At 43.0% G+C, this 16,307-nt stretch carries 12 protein-coding genes; 1 reads left to right on the forward strand and 11 read right to left on the reverse strand.

Annotation, left to right across the window (positions count from 1 at the left end):
• Nucleotides 1-132: 132 nt before the first annotated feature.
• From AB4Z50_RS24710 to AB4Z50_RS24745, 8 genes are all read right to left on the reverse strand, one after another.
• Nucleotides 133-1,362: a GDSL-type esterase/lipase family protein gene (locus AB4Z50_RS24710; RefSeq protein ID WP_441883128.1), complete on the reverse strand. Its 1,230-nt coding sequence runs from the start codon at nucleotides 1,360-1,362 to the stop codon at nucleotides 133-135.
• Nucleotides 1,349-3,574, reverse strand: coding sequence for an FAD-dependent oxidoreductase (locus tag AB4Z50_RS24715; RefSeq protein WP_441883130.1), 2,226 nt, complete (start codon nucleotides 3,572-3,574; stop codon nucleotides 1,349-1,351). Before AB4Z50_RS24715 ends, AB4Z50_RS24710 begins: the two co-directional genes overlap by 14 nt.
• A 99-nt stretch (nucleotides 3,575-3,673) precedes the next feature.
• Entirely contained in the window at nucleotides 3,674-5,296 is a 1,623-nt protein-coding gene (locus AB4Z50_RS24720; RefSeq protein ID WP_441883132.1) for an AraC family transcriptional regulator, read from the reverse strand.
• Nucleotides 5,296-7,035 (reverse strand): sensor histidine kinase, encoded by a 1,740-nt coding sequence (locus tag AB4Z50_RS24725; protein ID WP_441883134.1) that lies wholly within the window; start codon nucleotides 7,033-7,035, stop codon nucleotides 5,296-5,298. The genes AB4Z50_RS24720 and AB4Z50_RS24725 overlap by 1 nt, the downstream gene beginning before the upstream one ends.
• Nucleotides 7,036-7,112: 77 nt before the next feature.
• A complete protein-coding gene (locus AB4Z50_RS24730) occupies nucleotides 7,113-8,702 on the reverse strand; it encodes an extracellular solute-binding protein (protein WP_441883136.1) in 1,590 nt (529 codons plus the stop codon).
• A 65-nt stretch (nucleotides 8,703-8,767) separates the two neighbouring features.
• Nucleotides 8,768-9,637, reverse strand: coding sequence for a carbohydrate ABC transporter permease (locus tag AB4Z50_RS24735; RefSeq protein ID WP_339209231.1), 870 nt, complete (start codon nucleotides 9,635-9,637; stop codon nucleotides 8,768-8,770).
• A gap of 13 nt (nucleotides 9,638-9,650) precedes the next feature.
• On the reverse strand, nucleotides 9,651-10,598 hold the full coding sequence (locus AB4Z50_RS24740) for an ABC transporter permease (RefSeq protein ID WP_339209232.1): 948 nt from the start codon (nucleotides 10,596-10,598) through the stop codon (nucleotides 9,651-9,653).
• A gap of 364 nt (nucleotides 10,599-10,962) precedes the next feature.
• Complete coding sequence (locus AB4Z50_RS24745) at nucleotides 10,963-11,724, reverse strand: DUF4304 domain-containing protein (protein WP_441883138.1); 762 nt, start codon at nucleotides 11,722-11,724, stop codon at nucleotides 10,963-10,965.
• Nucleotides 11,725-11,968: 244 nt separating this feature from the next.
• On the opposite strand from AB4Z50_RS24745, the gene AB4Z50_RS24750 reads away from it, so the two are divergent.
• Entirely contained in the window at nucleotides 11,969-13,273 is a 1,305-nt protein-coding gene (locus tag AB4Z50_RS24750; protein ID WP_441883140.1) for an MFS transporter, read from the forward strand.
• 110 nt (nucleotides 13,274-13,383) lie between these two features.
• Here the strand turns inward: AB4Z50_RS24750 and map are convergent, their stop codons facing one another.
• From map to AB4Z50_RS24765, 3 genes are all read right to left on the reverse strand, one after another.
• Complete coding sequence (map, locus tag AB4Z50_RS24755) at nucleotides 13,384-14,130, reverse strand: type I methionyl aminopeptidase (RefSeq protein WP_441883142.1); 747 nt, start codon at nucleotides 14,128-14,130, stop codon at nucleotides 13,384-13,386.
• Nucleotides 14,131-14,439: 309 nt separating this feature from the next.
• Nucleotides 14,440-15,570 (reverse strand): cytochrome P450, encoded by a 1,131-nt coding sequence (locus tag AB4Z50_RS24760; RefSeq protein WP_441883144.1) that lies wholly within the window; start codon nucleotides 15,568-15,570, stop codon nucleotides 14,440-14,442.
• 33 nt (nucleotides 15,571-15,603) lie between these two features.
• On the reverse strand, nucleotides 15,604-16,203 hold the full coding sequence (locus tag AB4Z50_RS24765) for a TetR/AcrR family transcriptional regulator (RefSeq protein WP_441883146.1): 600 nt from the start codon (nucleotides 16,201-16,203) through the stop codon (nucleotides 15,604-15,606).
• Nucleotides 16,204-16,307: the final 104 nt, after the last annotated feature.

The raw sequence follows: 16,307 nt of genomic DNA on the forward strand, positions 1-16,307 counted from the left end.
AATACTTTATCGCGTGAAACATATAAAATATTTTATCAAAAATTCTTATATCTAAAAAAAAGAAACCTACATCCTAATTGACCGCTCAATTGCAGTCAGATAGGATGTAGGTTTTCCAAGTGGACAAATCTATTATAATGGCGGCTGCACCACTAGCAGCTTCCCAAGCTGAATGACCGTTTGATCATACCAAGCTGGATGCTGCCGAACATGTTCCATACTTTTTGCATTGCCGCTTGCCTCAAACACGGCCGCTTTGTCTGTCTTCTCGTGATCGACTTCGAAGCGAACCGTATGTTTCCCATTCGGTAGCTCCGGCAAGAAAACATATTGATTTCGATTATGATCGTTATAGGGTGTGAATCGATCGATAAGGAAGGGTTCACCTCCATCAACTGATACCTTCAATCGGCCAGAATCAGGCCCCCCGATATCGAATAACCCGATATGGGTCCCCTCGAATTGCACTGTGATAGCCTCTCCAGGATCGACAGCTCGCCATAGGCCAGGGAACAACCAATTGTACTCGCGCACTAACGCAAAATCATCGGGGGTCATGTAAGACCATCCTTCCGAAAAAAGAGTAAGATTATCCAGCGGCAGCATGGATGCATACTCCCATGGATTAGCTGGGACCAACGAATTCCGAGGCAAGTGATGTTCCAATCTTCCCTGATGATCGCGAAGCTCGCTTATTTTCTCAAATGACCGGGTAATCGTATCTGTATAAATCTGATGCCCTTCGGGAATTGTCGGATGGACCGAATCATGCGTAAAAATAACGGCTCCTGGATTGGACTGTTCTGCCCTTGAGGTGAAAATGAGCTTTCCATCGGAAACCAATTGACTGACCGCTACGCCCAGATGAATGGAAGGAATACCATAATAATCAGCCACTTCCTCCTGCATAATAGCCCCCTTCTGGTATTCGCCAGCTTGAAATAAGGGCAGATCTCGCTCCTTCAGCGTATAAACGAACAAAATGTCGGTAAATGGGCTTCGTTTTCGGATCTGTCGGACAATTCCTTCGATCCGCGCCTTGGATTCAGGGACTCCGCCATCGTTACCAACAAATTCGACAAACACGAGATCAGGCTGATGACGCAGTACATCCGTCTCCAAGCGGGCGCAGCCGAGGTCTGATCCTGTCCCATCAATGCCTGCGTTCACAGAGCGGATTTCCGAATTGGGATATTTACTTTGAAGCCAATCTCCCGTCATGACCCTATATCCTTGAGAACGCGTATTGCTGCCGCCAAAATAGACAATTGTCACAGTTTCCCCATGTTCCAACTTCGAAATGACATTAGGCAGCCCTCTTCGAGGGAATAGTTCCTTCATCCCGACTTCACCTGCCCTCACTTATTAATTTCGGAGCAAAGCATTTTACAGCAAACACTTCATAGTAAGGAGAACCGTAGGTTGCACAGAAATGAATCCGGATTCGGGTTACGCGTTTCGCATCCACCTTATGTTTATTCAGTGTCAGATAATTACCGCGGATAATGATTTTACTCTCGGTTCCGTCTTCTAAGGTCAAGGTCACATCATAATCTTGGATAAGGAGCTCGATCGGATCGTCGAAATGCTCCAAATCCAGCCGTGAATTGAACACCAAATGGATTTCCTCCACATTTTTGGGGCTTGCAAAGCAGAATTCCAACCATTCCTGTCCTTCCGTACGTTCAGATATCCAACCGTTCGGCAGACCATAAGGTCTGGAAAAGCCATTGACGACATTCTCTGGGCTATACATATTTTGGGATGGCACCAGGTCTTTGAAGCAAATGTTCTTATTAAGCTTCTTCAGCTTAGACGGAACGTCTGGCCTATAATGGAAGCTGACCGCTCCTGTCAACTTCTCTTCATTTCCATATACAGCAAGGCTCGCCGCACCTTCCAGTACGATGTAGATTTTGTCGTCAGCCGGCTTCTTGCAGCTGAGGTCCAGCGTAATCCAGTCATCGTGACCTGCTGCTATAACTAATCGGTAATCTTTCAGCTCGCTGGCAGGAATATAGTTTTCCTTCCGCTCCCCGCCAAACAGCTTCACTTGCAAAGTTTCTGAATGTTCAGATCTATTTTTAATTTTGATTCGTACGCTTTCAGCCGTGGATGTCTGAATCGGCAAGACCAAACATAACGCGTTCTCCAAGGAAATCTCTTCGGTTGAATGAAGATTATCATAGCTTCGCTGAGACGAGGCATGAATCGTTAATCCGTCAGCGAAATAAGGATCCAACTCCTCTTGAAGCCCTACAATCGTTTGCCCGTCTCGAAGCAGCTGCGCTTGAAGCTCACCCATATGGGCTGTGACTATTTCCGCGGGGTCTGCCTCGTATTTTAAGCATAATGCAGCAGCCGTTCCTACCGCCTGCCCCATACAACCGCAGGTTGCCATAACCCTTGTAGACCCGAAAGCGACATGGGTAGCGCTTATATTGCGGCCAGCGAACATGAGATTAGGAATATTGTGTGAAAATAAGCTGCGGAAAGGGATATTATACAATCCCGGCACGAAATTCCACGCTGTAGCCGGCCCCTCATCGTAGATGCCTTTATTCGCATGCAGATCCATATACCAGCCTCCGACAGATACTGCATCCTCGAAATGAGGCTTTGCTGTAAGATCGTTCTGAGACAGCATGTGCTCCCCTATGAACCGTCTCGACTCCCGCTTTCCCGGAATCGGGCATACATAATCCAGGATGAGATTGTCCACATCATCAAACTCGCCGCTATTTTTGATATAATCCCAAATCCCGTATACCAATTTACGCAGTTCCAATGCGATGTCTTCATTATTCTTAATAATATCCATGTGCCCGCCGTATTCGAGCCACCACAATCCGCCAAGACCGTTGATTTTCCTTGGAAAAGAGCGATGGTTTAAGCCTTTTCTAATACTATCAAAAAATGGCAACTTCGTAATATCATACGCAAAGCCAGGTCTTTTGTATGGAACGGAATAGTCTACGTTACGAGCTTGAAACAGAATCGTATCGCCCATGGTGTAATGATCCGCCACTTCAGGAGCCAAATCCTCCTTGTATTCATGCTTCGCCTCTCTTCCCCAACGGAAGTGAGCACCTGCTTGATAACCAACAATTCCATCGCCGGAGCAATCGATGTAGGTTCGGCTTTCAAAACGAAATTTTCTTTCAGAAGCGAGTTGAAGGCCTTCCACCCATTGAATTCTGCCGTTCTCCATCCCCGTTTCATGCACGCATGTATTCAGGAATAGAGAAATATTAGGCTCAGCATAAACCATGTCGAGCAAGACCGTATCCGAAAGCGAAAGCATAAGCTTCTTGTTGTATAACGGATTATAATGAAAGATCTTCAGCTTGAGTTCTTCTACCAACCCGCCCTCACGAGCATAATAGGATGGACTGTTTCCGAGATATGCCGACCCGTTGATATGAACCCTGACCTCGCTGCTCGCATTTCCTCCAAGAACCGGCCGATCATTAATTAGTGAAACCTGCAGCCCTTGGCGTGCGGCAGCAATAGCAGCACAAATTCCAGCAATACCTCCGCCTACGACGGTTACATCTGCTTTTATAAGCTCCATTTTGATAACCTCCATGATTAGATCCTTCTATCATGGTAATTGTTTTGGTCCCCTTTTTTTTACATGATTTCGCGAAAAAATCATACATTTTTTGCAACCTTATTTGGATTCGTACCGTGTCATTTTTATCCGGTATTGCTTAGGAGTCTCACCCGTATATTCTTTAAATAGTTTGCAAAAGTAACCTTCATTGACGATTCCTACTTCCTCGCACAATTCCAATAAAGAATAATCCTGAACATTTAACAGCTCGAGAGCTAATTGAATTTTTTTACGGTTGATGTAGCTAATCACGCCTTCGTTCATTGTTTTTTTGAATAAGCTGCTAAAATACGACGGAGCTAAATTCACATCCTCGGCAATAGCCTCCAGCGTTAATCGCTGTTTCAGATTTTTTTCTATAAACAACATAGCACTCATGATTTCTGCACGATGTAATAGCTGGCCAGCATGGACATATTCGAATGTGAAGTCGCCAATATAGGCAAGCTGCTCTTGAAATGCCATAAATTCCATGGGGAATTCTGCTACTTCTGTGGCCAGCTTGTTCCCTGATTTAAACTTTATAGTAATGTCTCTATACAAGTCTCGAAGCATGGGTGCCATGATAGACTTATGGATTTTATGGTCCGAAACAAATTGGTTCAAATCAGCAAGTTCTTTCTCCAGCTCTTCCTTGGAAATCTTCCTTTTCACCCACATAAGAAAATCAGCTAGTTTCTGCTGAAAGTCTGCTTTTTTGTCATTATGGTATTGGAACCGATGCATGGGTGTTTTTACTATTTTCTCTGTATGATAATAGAAATCCTCACTCACATTTTTAGCTTCCGTGTACGCTTGTTTGATCGATTCCCAGCCTCGATGCGGACCTCCAAAAGCGACGGATACCCTTTGATTCAAATATTGCTGCAAATGAGAGACGATCTGCCCTCCCAATGATTGGCAAGCATATTCCGTTTCCATATCACTGCGGTTATTTTCCCAAGAAAGAAAACCAATAAAACGATTATCGGACAGATCCGCAGCTACGCCGCTTCCACCATTCATCACCGTTTCCTCGATTACATTCGTCATCGCATATTTCAATATGTTTTGATCAGCGGCTGAGTATTCGTTCCGGAAACTTTCATACGTATTCATTTCAACAATGAAGCAGCAATAGTTGGCTTGAAAGAAATGGAACTGCATGCGATTGGCAAAATCCGATGCCCGATGGGAAGGAATTTCGCCTCGGATAAGCTCGTTAAAAAATTGCTTTCGGACTCTATATTTATTTTCAAGCACGGAAACGTTTAACGATTGAAATTCCGCTTCTTTTTTCTTCACCTCATTTAAAATCCCAGCCGCCTTAGATAAGGCCCGATCTAAATCCGCTTCCCTCAGCGGAACTTTAACAATATACTCCAATACATTGGCATGAATAGCTCGCTGGGCGTATTCAAAGGATGAATAGGCGGTCAAAAGGATGTATTGGGTATGGGGGAGCTCCGGCTTTAGCTGCTCAATCATGGAGATTCCATCCATTCTTGGCATAACGATATCGGATATTACGATATCCGGCTTAAGCTTTAAAATTTCCTCGATCCCATTCAACCCATTGTTCGCTTTTCCCACTAGAACAAATCGCTTATCCCTATGAGAGAGCTCGTTAAAAAACAATTCCAATCTTTGAATGATTAGGTCTTCATCGTCAACAATGAAGCAGGTATAGTTTCTCACCATTATGTTTCTCCTTTTAGCAAGTCTGCTGGGAATATGGCGCGTACACGGGTTATTTCCTTAGGTATGCTAACGATTTGGAGCCCGTATTGTTCTCCGTAGTGAAGTCTAATTCGGCCATGAATATTATTTAACCCGATTCTTTTCCTTTTTACTTCCACATCACTCGGTTCTGAAACTAAAATATGCTTTATTTTATCAGCTGGAATTCCCTCGCCTTGATCAACGACTTCTATGATGACGATGCTTCCCTCTCTGTACGCATGAATCGTTATCGGTCCTTCGATCCCTCCTCCGTTATAGCCATGGAAGATACTATTCTCCACAAGGGGCTGCAGCAGCATTCGAAAAACTGGGAAATCTATTAACCCTGCTTCGATATTTTCAATCAATTGGAAGTTTCTGTTATACCGGATGTTCTGGATCTCGATATAGTCCGCTACATTTCGTAATTCCTGATGTAGGGAAACCTTCTCTGAAGCGTCATCTATCCCATATTCCAATAATGAAATGAGCGATCCGATTACCACATCTACTTTCTCTATTTGTCCGAGACGAATAACATTGCTGATCGAACCAAGCGTGTTATACAGAAAATGAGGGTTGATTTGAGACTGCAGCACTTGAATCTCCAGCTTTCGCTCAAGCTCATTATGAAGCTCCGCTCGTCGTATCAATTCCACAATTTGCTGCAGCATACGGTCGAAGGCGCGGGAGAGATCTCCGAACTCATCGTTTCGTTTAATCGTTATTGTCGTTGTAAGGATGCCTTGTTCCACCCGTTTCATTTTTGATTTGAGCGCATAGAGCGGAGTCCTTATATACTTGGCAATAAAAAAAGAAACGAACAAACTTAAGAGAAGACCTGCGGCTAGAAGCTCGATATAATAGGTTTCCAATCTGGACAAAGCGGCTTTCAAGCGTGATTCATCATTGATCGAAATAATGGTCCAATTGAATTTCTCCGTCGGTTTTTTCAGTAGGGAGACCGGCATGCCGTCCTTGGTATGCAGTTGAAGGCTTGTTTCTGCCGTATCCAGAATTTGTTCTGCTGACGTTTCCCCGATTGAAAACGTATGATCTTGAACATTCAGCGGTCCTCTATTTTCCGAAAATCCGGCAATGATCTTACCCGATGCGGTGATCAGAGCCAAATTCATTTGTTCCTGCTTATTAATCTTGAACAAGGTTTCTTCAATAGCATTTAGATCCAAATCTACGGCAATGGCCATCGGAAACGGAGCGCCATTCAGATATCGAACCATCGTAACTGTCCAGCCGGAATACTTGGATTTGTAAGGATCACTGACGAAGGTCGTCCTTCTGTTCTTGTCGGCCGCATGAAATAAAGGCTCTCTTTCCGCTAACGGTTCATCGAAAATACGGGTAGGCGTGCTTCCGCCTACAATGGATAAATCGCTTTTGATCAAATAAATATTACTGACGTAATTGCTGTTGAGTTCATATAGCTCTCTTAATTGCTTTTTGATTACTTCCGTATTGTCTATGTTGGCTTTCACCGATGTTTCGACCGAGAACAGGATCGTCTGGAAGGAGGAAAAATTAACGGTGAAATACTGATCGACCTTGTCAAGTATTTGGTTGGTGTAGAAGATGTCATTGGTTCTTATTTCCTTTTGAACATAGCGATAGGACAATTGGCTTATCAAGATGATGCAGCCTAATACAAACGCAAACACGATAAAAAATAATTTTAAAGGCAAGCTGATTCTTCTTCGCATTGCGCATCTTCCTTTTTGAGTCTGTATTAAAATGACAATAAAGAGAGGGGCTACGAATAGCCACTCTCTTCGTTCATTTACTTGATTAAGCCTGCTTCTTTAAATTGCTTGATTGCTGTTTCCTTATATTTTTTCATGTCAAACTTGGTATCCAACGTTTGGAGGAAATTGTCCCAATTGGATAGAGGGTCTTTGCCCGTCATAAATTTGACTAAGCTTTCATTAATAAAACGCGAGCGGTCAGTTGCCAAGGTATCGCTAGGGTCTGCGGTCAATAAGTTTCCAGGCAACGTTGGCCCCACATATTGCTGGTTGTTCACGAAAGCTTCTGCCGTCTTAGGATTCTGGAAGCTGAAGTACTCGGCATCGTCACCACGGCGCGGCATTCTGTAATGATCGACCCATAGGTACTTTTCTTTCATTTCCTTCGATAATTCGGACGTTTTATTTTTGATCTTGCCGTCCACTACATCCCAATGAATTCCTTTGATTCCGTATGCAAAATTCGGATAGGCTTCTTCGTCCGTAAAGAGATAATTCAGCATGGACAAGATCCGAATGATTTTGTCCTTATCCGCTTTCTTGGAGATGGCCCATGAATTGCCTTGGAACGATTTTCTCTCTACGATTTGATCGCCGTAAGGACCTATCATTGGAGGAATAACGATCCATTCCGGCACCTCTCCGCTGATTTCTTTCATTTTCTGCTGATAATCCGGCTCCAGCCTGCGCGCATCCCTGATCATGAAGCCGACTTTCCCTTTAAATAGCTTTTGGTCCAACAAATCAGGCGAGGTCATCGTCACCCAATCGGGGTCTACCACATTGGCTGCCATCATTTTATTAATGTAAGCAAGCGCTTCTTTCATTTTGGGATCGATAAATAGAAATACCGGTTCATTATCTTTCACTTCAATAGCTGATGGAGGATTGACGCCAAACATCCACATCAAGCTATCGAAGCCGTAGGTTTGCAAACTGCCCTCTTTATTCATGCCGCCGATGAATCCGTACGTATCGTTTTTGCCGTTTCCGTCCGGGTCTTTCTCTGTAAAGGCTTTCATGACTTCAAACAGCTCGTCAGGTGTCGTTGGCACTTCCATATTCAGCTTTTTCAACCAATCGTTACGGATGAAGAAGCTTCGGCTGATACCGTTTACATTATCATAACCTGGAACTCCAATGGTTTTCCCTTGATAGGACATCGCCTCCCAGGAGTCGCTGCTAAAGCGTTTCTGAAGTTCAGGGAATTGATCCAGATACGGTGTCAAATCCGCAAGAACGCCTTGATCATAATATTGCGCGAGATCGGACCGACTCTTCAAGAAAAGCAAATCCGGGATATCCCCGCCTGCAATAAGCGTATTTAGTTTGGTTGTTGATTGCCCAGCTTGAGGAATCGTCATATCCAAGTCGATGTTCATTGCCTTCTCCAGCATTTGCCGTTGAATGTCTTCATCGCGTGGAGGAATCGGAGCGGCAGCATTGAACGTGCCTTGGTTAAACATCGTAATTTTCATTTTTTTCGCAAACGGGTTATCCGTGGATGGTGAACTGCTCGAAGCTGTAGGCTTAACCTCCTCTTCTTGATCCCCACATCCCGACAATAGCGTTCCGAGCCCTACAATAGCAGCCAGAATGGCAAATGATATCTTTGTTCTTTGCATATTGACCTCTCCTTTGCTTGTATATTATCACGGTTTCCCGTAACAACCTAGATAAGATTTGCTTTTTAACCTTTAATCGATCCCATGAGCATACCCTTGGTAAAATGCTTTTGCATAAATGGATACACGATCAAAATGGGGACCGTAGTCACGACAACAGCAGCCATTTGAACAGCGAACTGGCTAACCGTTCCGGTATTGGCCATCGACTCAGCACTTTGATTTGCAATGTTAAGCAGAATGTTGCGCAAGACAACTTGAAGTGGCATTAAATTCGCATCATTGATATACACAATCGCATCGAAATAACTGTTCCAATGCCCTACTGCGTAAAATAGGGAAATCGTGGCGAGGACAGGCATGGAAAGCGGTAAAATGATTTTCCATAGCGACTGAAGTTCACTTGCGCCGTCAACTCTCGCCGATTCCTCAATTTCAGCAGGCAATTGCTCGAAAAAGCCTTTAATGATCACCAGATTAAATGCACTAATGAGATGCGGAACAATTAAAACCCATGGACTATTTAACATCCCCAAAGAGCGGATTAACAAATAAGTCGGAATTAATCCCCCGCTAAACATCATGGTAAACACAATGAATAATAAAAACGGACTGCGTCCCGGCAAATATTTTTTGGATAACGGGTACGCCGCAATTACCGTAAAAAACACATTTAACGCCGTGCCTACAATTGTTCGGAACAGCGTAATTTTATACGCCTGCCCTATACCATTAGAAATGAATACTTCCTTATAGGCTGCAAAGGTAAAGGATTCTGGTATTATCACAATCCCTCTTCTTAAAACTTCCGATTCCGGTGTTACCGAAACAGCGACCACATATAAAAAGGGAAGCAAGCAAAGCAGCGATAACATAATAAGAATAAAATAAACGGCTGATTGCCATACCTTTTCCCCGATCGTCAGCTTAATCATATCTCATACCACCTCACCAAATTTGCCCATCGAATTTTTTGGCAAGCTTGTTTGCAGCCAATACTAAAATAAATCCGATGACAGCTTTAAACAATCCTACAGCAGTTGCGAGGCCAATCTTAAGACGCTCCAGCCCCTCGCGGTATACCCATGTGTCGATAATATCGATTTTCTCCTGGTTAAAAGTATTGGCAAACATGAAGATTTGGTCAAAACCAGCGTCCAGAATATGGCTCAATTTAAGAATGAGCATCAGAATAATGACTCCTCGAATGCCGGGCAAGGTTACATGCCAGAGCTGTCTTGATTTGGAAGCGCCATCCATTCGAGCTGCTTCATATAAGCTTGGGTCAATCCCTGATAATGCGGCAAGGTATAGTATCGCTCCCCAACCGATGTCCTTCCATATTTCAGACGAGATGACCAGCAGTCTTCCCCAAGCAGGCTCCGTTAGGAAGGAGATGGGATCAAAACCGTTTTCCTTCAAAATCATATTAAAGAGGCCATCACCCGGAGCCAATAATGCAACCATCAATCCATAAACAATGACCCAAGACAGAAAATGGGGTAAATAAGTAATGGTTTGTACGATTTTCTTAAACCATTGGGTATGAACTTCATTAAGAAGCAAGGCAAGTGCGATGGGAGCGGAGAAACCGAACAATAGCTTATACAGCGATATAATTATCGTGTTTCTCATGATGTCCCAGAAATAAACGCCGTTAATAAAATCTGTGAAATTTTTGAATCCGACCCACGGGCTATCCCATAACCCCAAAGCTAGATTGTAGTTTTTAAAAGCAATAATGATTCCGGCCAATGGGATATATTTGAATACGGCAAAATAAACCAATGCCGGAATTAATAGAAGGTACATCACTTTATACTTTTGTATGGTCCTTAACCACGAATTCCGCTTTTTGGAGAGGGGAATAGCTTCCGCTGCCAATTTCGATTGCATGTCATCACCTCGTCTTTATTTATATTTGTATAATAGCACCCCCCTCTCAGATAAATTTCTGTCATTTCAAGAATTTCTTATAAGATATTAAGTAAGTGAGCCTTCGCTAGTTCTAAGTAAAAGATTTCTTCTAAGATCTGCTCCATAAAGTAATTCTCTACTGTGCTTTACAACGAAGGTGAAGGCACCAATCGATTATTTATCCTTTAAAAATAAAAAAAAACCGCCTTATAGGCGGCAAAACTTCTATTTGCACTATTCATCTGTTCTTATCAGATCAGAGGTGTGCTTAAAGTGAGCTTTATTGGATTTCAGACTCGTCAGTAATTAGCTTAAATAATAGGTTAACATTCACTATGGCGACTTATAGCTTATCAAATTCCACATCGTATTTATTGAAGATGGCCTTATATTTATTTTCGAATATAGTCCATCGCTTTTCTGTTCCGTACTTTTCCTGCAATGCCTTCAAATAATGTTTAGCCGCTGCTATATCATTGGATTGTAACAGTAAATGAAAGCTCTCTTCACCCAGATGTAGAAATGGTCCTGAAGTGTAATATTCAACAAGGGATCTGGCACTGGTCATCGTATCATAGAAATGAATAACCTCTTCTACTCCACTTAACAGCGTTTTTCTTAAATCATCCATATTCGTATCAGGAGTGATTGAAAAACGATCTGGAACAGACTCAACAATTTCTCCAATTCTTGCTCTGAAGTGACACTCCGCTTCTTGGGGAGCAGTCAGAATTTCCCTCGATTGTATCAGTGCCAAATCCGGTGCATAAATACCGCAGTTCACATAAAACATTACATTGTCCGCTGAATTGCCAGAAGACTTTTGGAAATTGAACATGTAGATAAGGTTTTCTGTCGTCTTATTGAAATTCAAACTCTTCCTCATGAAGCCACGCTTGGAAAGGAACGGCTTAACGTCAAGCTTAATCATATCGTTAAAGAGCTGCTGCAACATGATCCCTCCTATAAGATTAATCGTTTCCATTACAATTTTGTTAAGAGTTTCAAAGATATTTTCTTCTATTACGACTACTAAATACTTGTACAAATAAAACGGAAGATAATTATTGAATATTACTTCATAATTTCCAGCTTGTCCAAACATAAAATTGATTTGCTAATGAATTTTCTCCACATAGTAAACAAATTATTTTACAAAGTATTTGTTGACACTGAAATAATTGTATAATACATTTGTTTGTATACTTTATATACATATATATTTACAAAGTGAGGAGTGAAAATGGATAGGTTTATGATGGGTGGTCTTTGCAATAGGTTAGGCTGGCATCTGAGAAAGAAATGTATTTGAAGTAAATACTCAGTAAGCGAGTTAGAGGAGAATTTAGATGGCTTTATTGCTCAAAAATCGGGGAGCCATGCTGCTTCTGATGTTTAATTTATTTTTGGTCTTTGCTGGTATCGGACTGGTCATTCCAGTTATACCCAAATACATCACAATGCTTGATATCAACGGCAGCACTGCCGGCTTGCTTACCGCCTCCTTCGCATTTACACAGCTGGTTTTCTCACCACTGGCGGGACGGTTATCCGATTCCTTCGGACGCAAGCGCATCATTGTTGCCGGAATGATGGTCTTCGCTTGCGCCGAAGTTATATTCGGTTTGGCTGATTCTGCTCTGCTGCTCTTTGTATCCCGGATGATGGGCGGCATTAGCGGAGCGTTCATCATGCCTGCAGTTATTGCCTACGCGGCAGATGTTACTACCGAGGAAGAACGTGCCAAAGGGATGGGTTTTATCAATGCTTCCTTTTTGACTGGCTACATTATTGGTCCTGGTATTGGAGGCTATCTTGCGGAGTTCGGCATTCGCGTACCGTTCTATGCTGCAGGGATTGCCGGCCTGGTCGCTGCAGTTCTTACACCAGTTGTTCTGCGGGAATCGATGCCATCTACTGTAAAAAAAGATGAGATTAGCGAAAAGGCAATGTCTAATCGGGAGCCCCAAAAGAGTCTGCTCCAACAGTTGCGTTTCGCTTACCGCGAACCCTATTTTATAAATTTACTCCTTGTTTTCGTCATGTCCTTTGGGCTTGCCAATTATGAAGCAGTATTCGGCCTCTTCGTCGACCATAAGCTCGGCTTCACACCGAAGGATATTGCTTTCATTTTCACCTTTGCGTCCATTGGAGGCGCAGTCATTCAGTTATCCATTTTCGGCTGGCTCATCAACCGTTTCGGCGAAAAGCGGGTCATTACACTTTGTCTGCTCGCTTCAGGGGTGTTCGTCCTGCTGACGTTGTACGTTCATCAATATTGGCTGATTTTTGCAGTTACTTTTGTTATATTTTTGTCCATTGATATTTTACGCCCCGCTATTAGCACGCAAATGTCCATGGTTGCGAATGAACAGCAGGGATATGTGGCAGGACTTAACTCTGCCTTTACCAGCCTGGGCAATATTATCGGACCGATAGTATTATATGTTACTGTGCTCTTTCACCGGACGAAATACATGAAAAAACAAAGACCTACCATCTCTGTCTCTTTTTATTTTTACAATAAAAATGGACATATCCGCTCTTCTAAAACGGATGTCCATAAATGGTATATAACACAATATGAAATTACAGTAGCTACATTGATTACTTACGTTACCTCCGACAGTCTCAATCCTGTCCCTAGAATCTAAGAAATAATAACCGTGTGGATTGAAAATTAAAACTTAGACTGTCGTTTTTTTTTAATCTGACTTCATCCGTTATCGTAACCAACGCAAAATAACGGACTCATACTAATGTTCTATGCTGCAGTCACGATTATTGGCTGATCCTTTGTTATGATTATGGTATGTTCATGTTGTGCTGCAAAGCTATTGTCGGGGGTACATAAAGTCCATCCATCCGGCTGCTCAACGACATACCCAGCACCTGTAGATAAAAAGGGCTCGATTGTAATTACCATGCCCTCTTTCAATACCCGTTTATCGTGCTTGTTATAAACGGGTAGAATCTCTACTGGGGCCTCGTGCAGAGATTTGCCAATACCATGGCTGCACAGATCCTTAATTATATTATAGCCGCCTTTTTTAGCCTCGATTTCAATAATCCTTCCGATTTCGTTCAATTTCACTCCATGCTTAAGTGAAGAGATTACTTTCATCATTGTATGGTGTGTGTATTGACACAGACGCATTAGTGATGGCTCATATGGAGCTATCGGAAAAGAATGTCCAGCATCCGCAAAATAGCCGCAAAGTTCTGCAGAAACATCGATGTTTATTAAATCGCCCGGTTGGATGATTCGATTTCCCGGTATTCCGTGTGCAACTTCGTGGTTAACACTAATACATGTGTTGCCAGGGAAATTGTAAGTTATCTGAGGCGCCGACACAGCCCCATGACTTTTCAAAATCCGCCCCCCAATATCATCCAGTTCCTTTGTCGTAATTCCAACTCGCGTGTGACGTTTCATTTCATTAATCGTCAAAGCAACGATTTTGCCAATTTCTTTCAGACCATCAATATCGTTTTGTGATTCTATTGTCATAAAAAGCTCCTCCATTTTCCATCTAAACTTTATTTAATTCAAATTTATTTTAACACACAATAGAATATTTAATTATTGTAGTAATTAGGTGAGCTTTTGATGCGATTACCAATCTTCCCATTCTTCATACGGAGTATTAAACATATAAGTAAATAAATATTGCTCAAAGAGGCTGCCGTTTAATATCGGCAGCCTCGTCTTGTTGATTCTTACGCTATAGTATTGTTCGATTGTAGAACCAATGATTACATAAGCTTTTACGACTTTTATTGGCGTTGAATATACAATAATGCACCTATTAAAGTAACGTTATTTCGTCAGAACCAGCGGCAAACGATTGACCCCGAACATCATCCAGCTGTCCAACCGCTCTAGCGTGTGCGAACGATCTCTTGCGTAGTCAGGAAACCTACTAAGAAGTGTTTGAATGGCGATCTTGCTCTCCAAGCGGGCAAGCTGAGAGCCCAAGCAGAAGTGAATGCCGTGTCCCAATGCCAGATGCGGATTCGGGTTGCGATGGATATCGAATTTTTCCGGAGTATCAAATTGCTCTCCGTCATGATTGGCCGACCCGATCCAGAGGTTGACCATTTGTCCGGGCGAAAGCGTTTGGCCGCGCAGAACAGTCGTCTTTTTAACGATTCGAATCATCGTTTGAACGGGAGAGCAATAGCGAAGCACCTCTTCGATGGCTTGCGGAATCATGGAAGGTTCCTCGATGAGACTTTTCCTAGCCTCTCTGTCACTATCTAGGCACAGTAAGGCTGACGTTATAAGATTGGTCGTGGTTTCATTCCCCGCCACCAGCAGCAGAATGCAGAATCCGATGATCTCCAAGTCACTTAATTGCTTGCCTTCGACCTTTTCATGAACGAGATTGCTGATGAGATCATCCAGCGGGTCAAGCCGTCTTCGATTCATGATGTCGGAGAAATAGTCGCTCATTTCCTTCTGGCATTGAAAATAACGTTCGCCGTCATTCCCAACTAGCGAATCCGACCATTCCTTGAACCGGTCGCGATCCACGGACGGAATGCCCAGCATTTCGACGATGACGATGATCGGCAGAGGGCTCGCATAATCGAGAAGGGCATCCATCTTCCCCGCCTCTTCTGCTTGATCGCACAATTGCTGCGCAATCGATTCAATTTTCGGTGCGAGCGCTTCGATAGCCCGAGGAGTGAAAGCTTGCGAAACGAGCATACGCAGCTGTCGGTGTTTAGGTGGATCTTGCCTAAGAATGCTTGAGTTGATCGGCTCCATGGCGCTTTCCGTCCCTTTTGATGAATAATGCTCATGATCGGCAAATATCTTCTTTACATCTTCGTACTTGTACACGTCCCAAGTATTTTTCTCCGAATTGAACACGACAGGGGAAGAGTTTCGCATTTCTTTAAACCAAGACAAAGGTATCAGTTCGCTGTCAGTTTTCCAATTCATACGTCGCATCGCCGCTTTCCGCTTAGAATGAAATCAGTTCAACATACCATCTGGCTTGCCGCCGGGGGTCAAAAACAACCCGGTCGTAATAATCTGATAAAGAAAATGTTCAAGATCGTCGCGGTTTATACTACTGCCATAGGTTAGAAAATAATCGCAGGAACTGTTGAGCAATCCGACAATTCCCGCAGCAGCCAAGCTGCAATTGACATTGATCATTACCCCCTCTTCCCGGCTTCCTTCCAGCACCTCTGCAATAAAACGAATATAGCCGAGCTTCAGTTCATTCAATTCCTCTAGTACTTCCTGATCAATTCCGTTCGATAATTCGTTGAACACGATATGTGCGAATCCGCTGGAATCCAGAAACAAGTCGAGATTGTGCCGGATGATTCGCCTGATTTGTTCTTCCAACGAAAGATCAGTTCGCAGCTCATTCCGTATTCGATCGGTAATGACCTGCAATCCATCCATTACGATCGTCTTAAACAGCTGTGCTTTTCCTGGAAAATGATAATACAACGTCCCTTTGGCAACCTTTGCTCTAAGTGCGATATCGTCCATACTAGCTCGGTGGTATCCATTCTCCGAGAAAACGTCTATCGCTGCTGACATGATTTTCGTTTTGTTCAATGCAAAATGTCTCTCCTTTTCGCGTCATACTGACTAGTCGGTACAATTAATATGCTTATGGTAACACTCGGTAAAATGATTGTCAATCATGATTGCCTTTTTCG

Origin of the sequence: Paenibacillus sp. 2TAB26, assembly GCF_052115145.1 — a bacterium.
Classification (GTDB): domain Bacteria; phylum Bacillota; class Bacilli; order Paenibacillales; family Paenibacillaceae; genus Pristimantibacillus.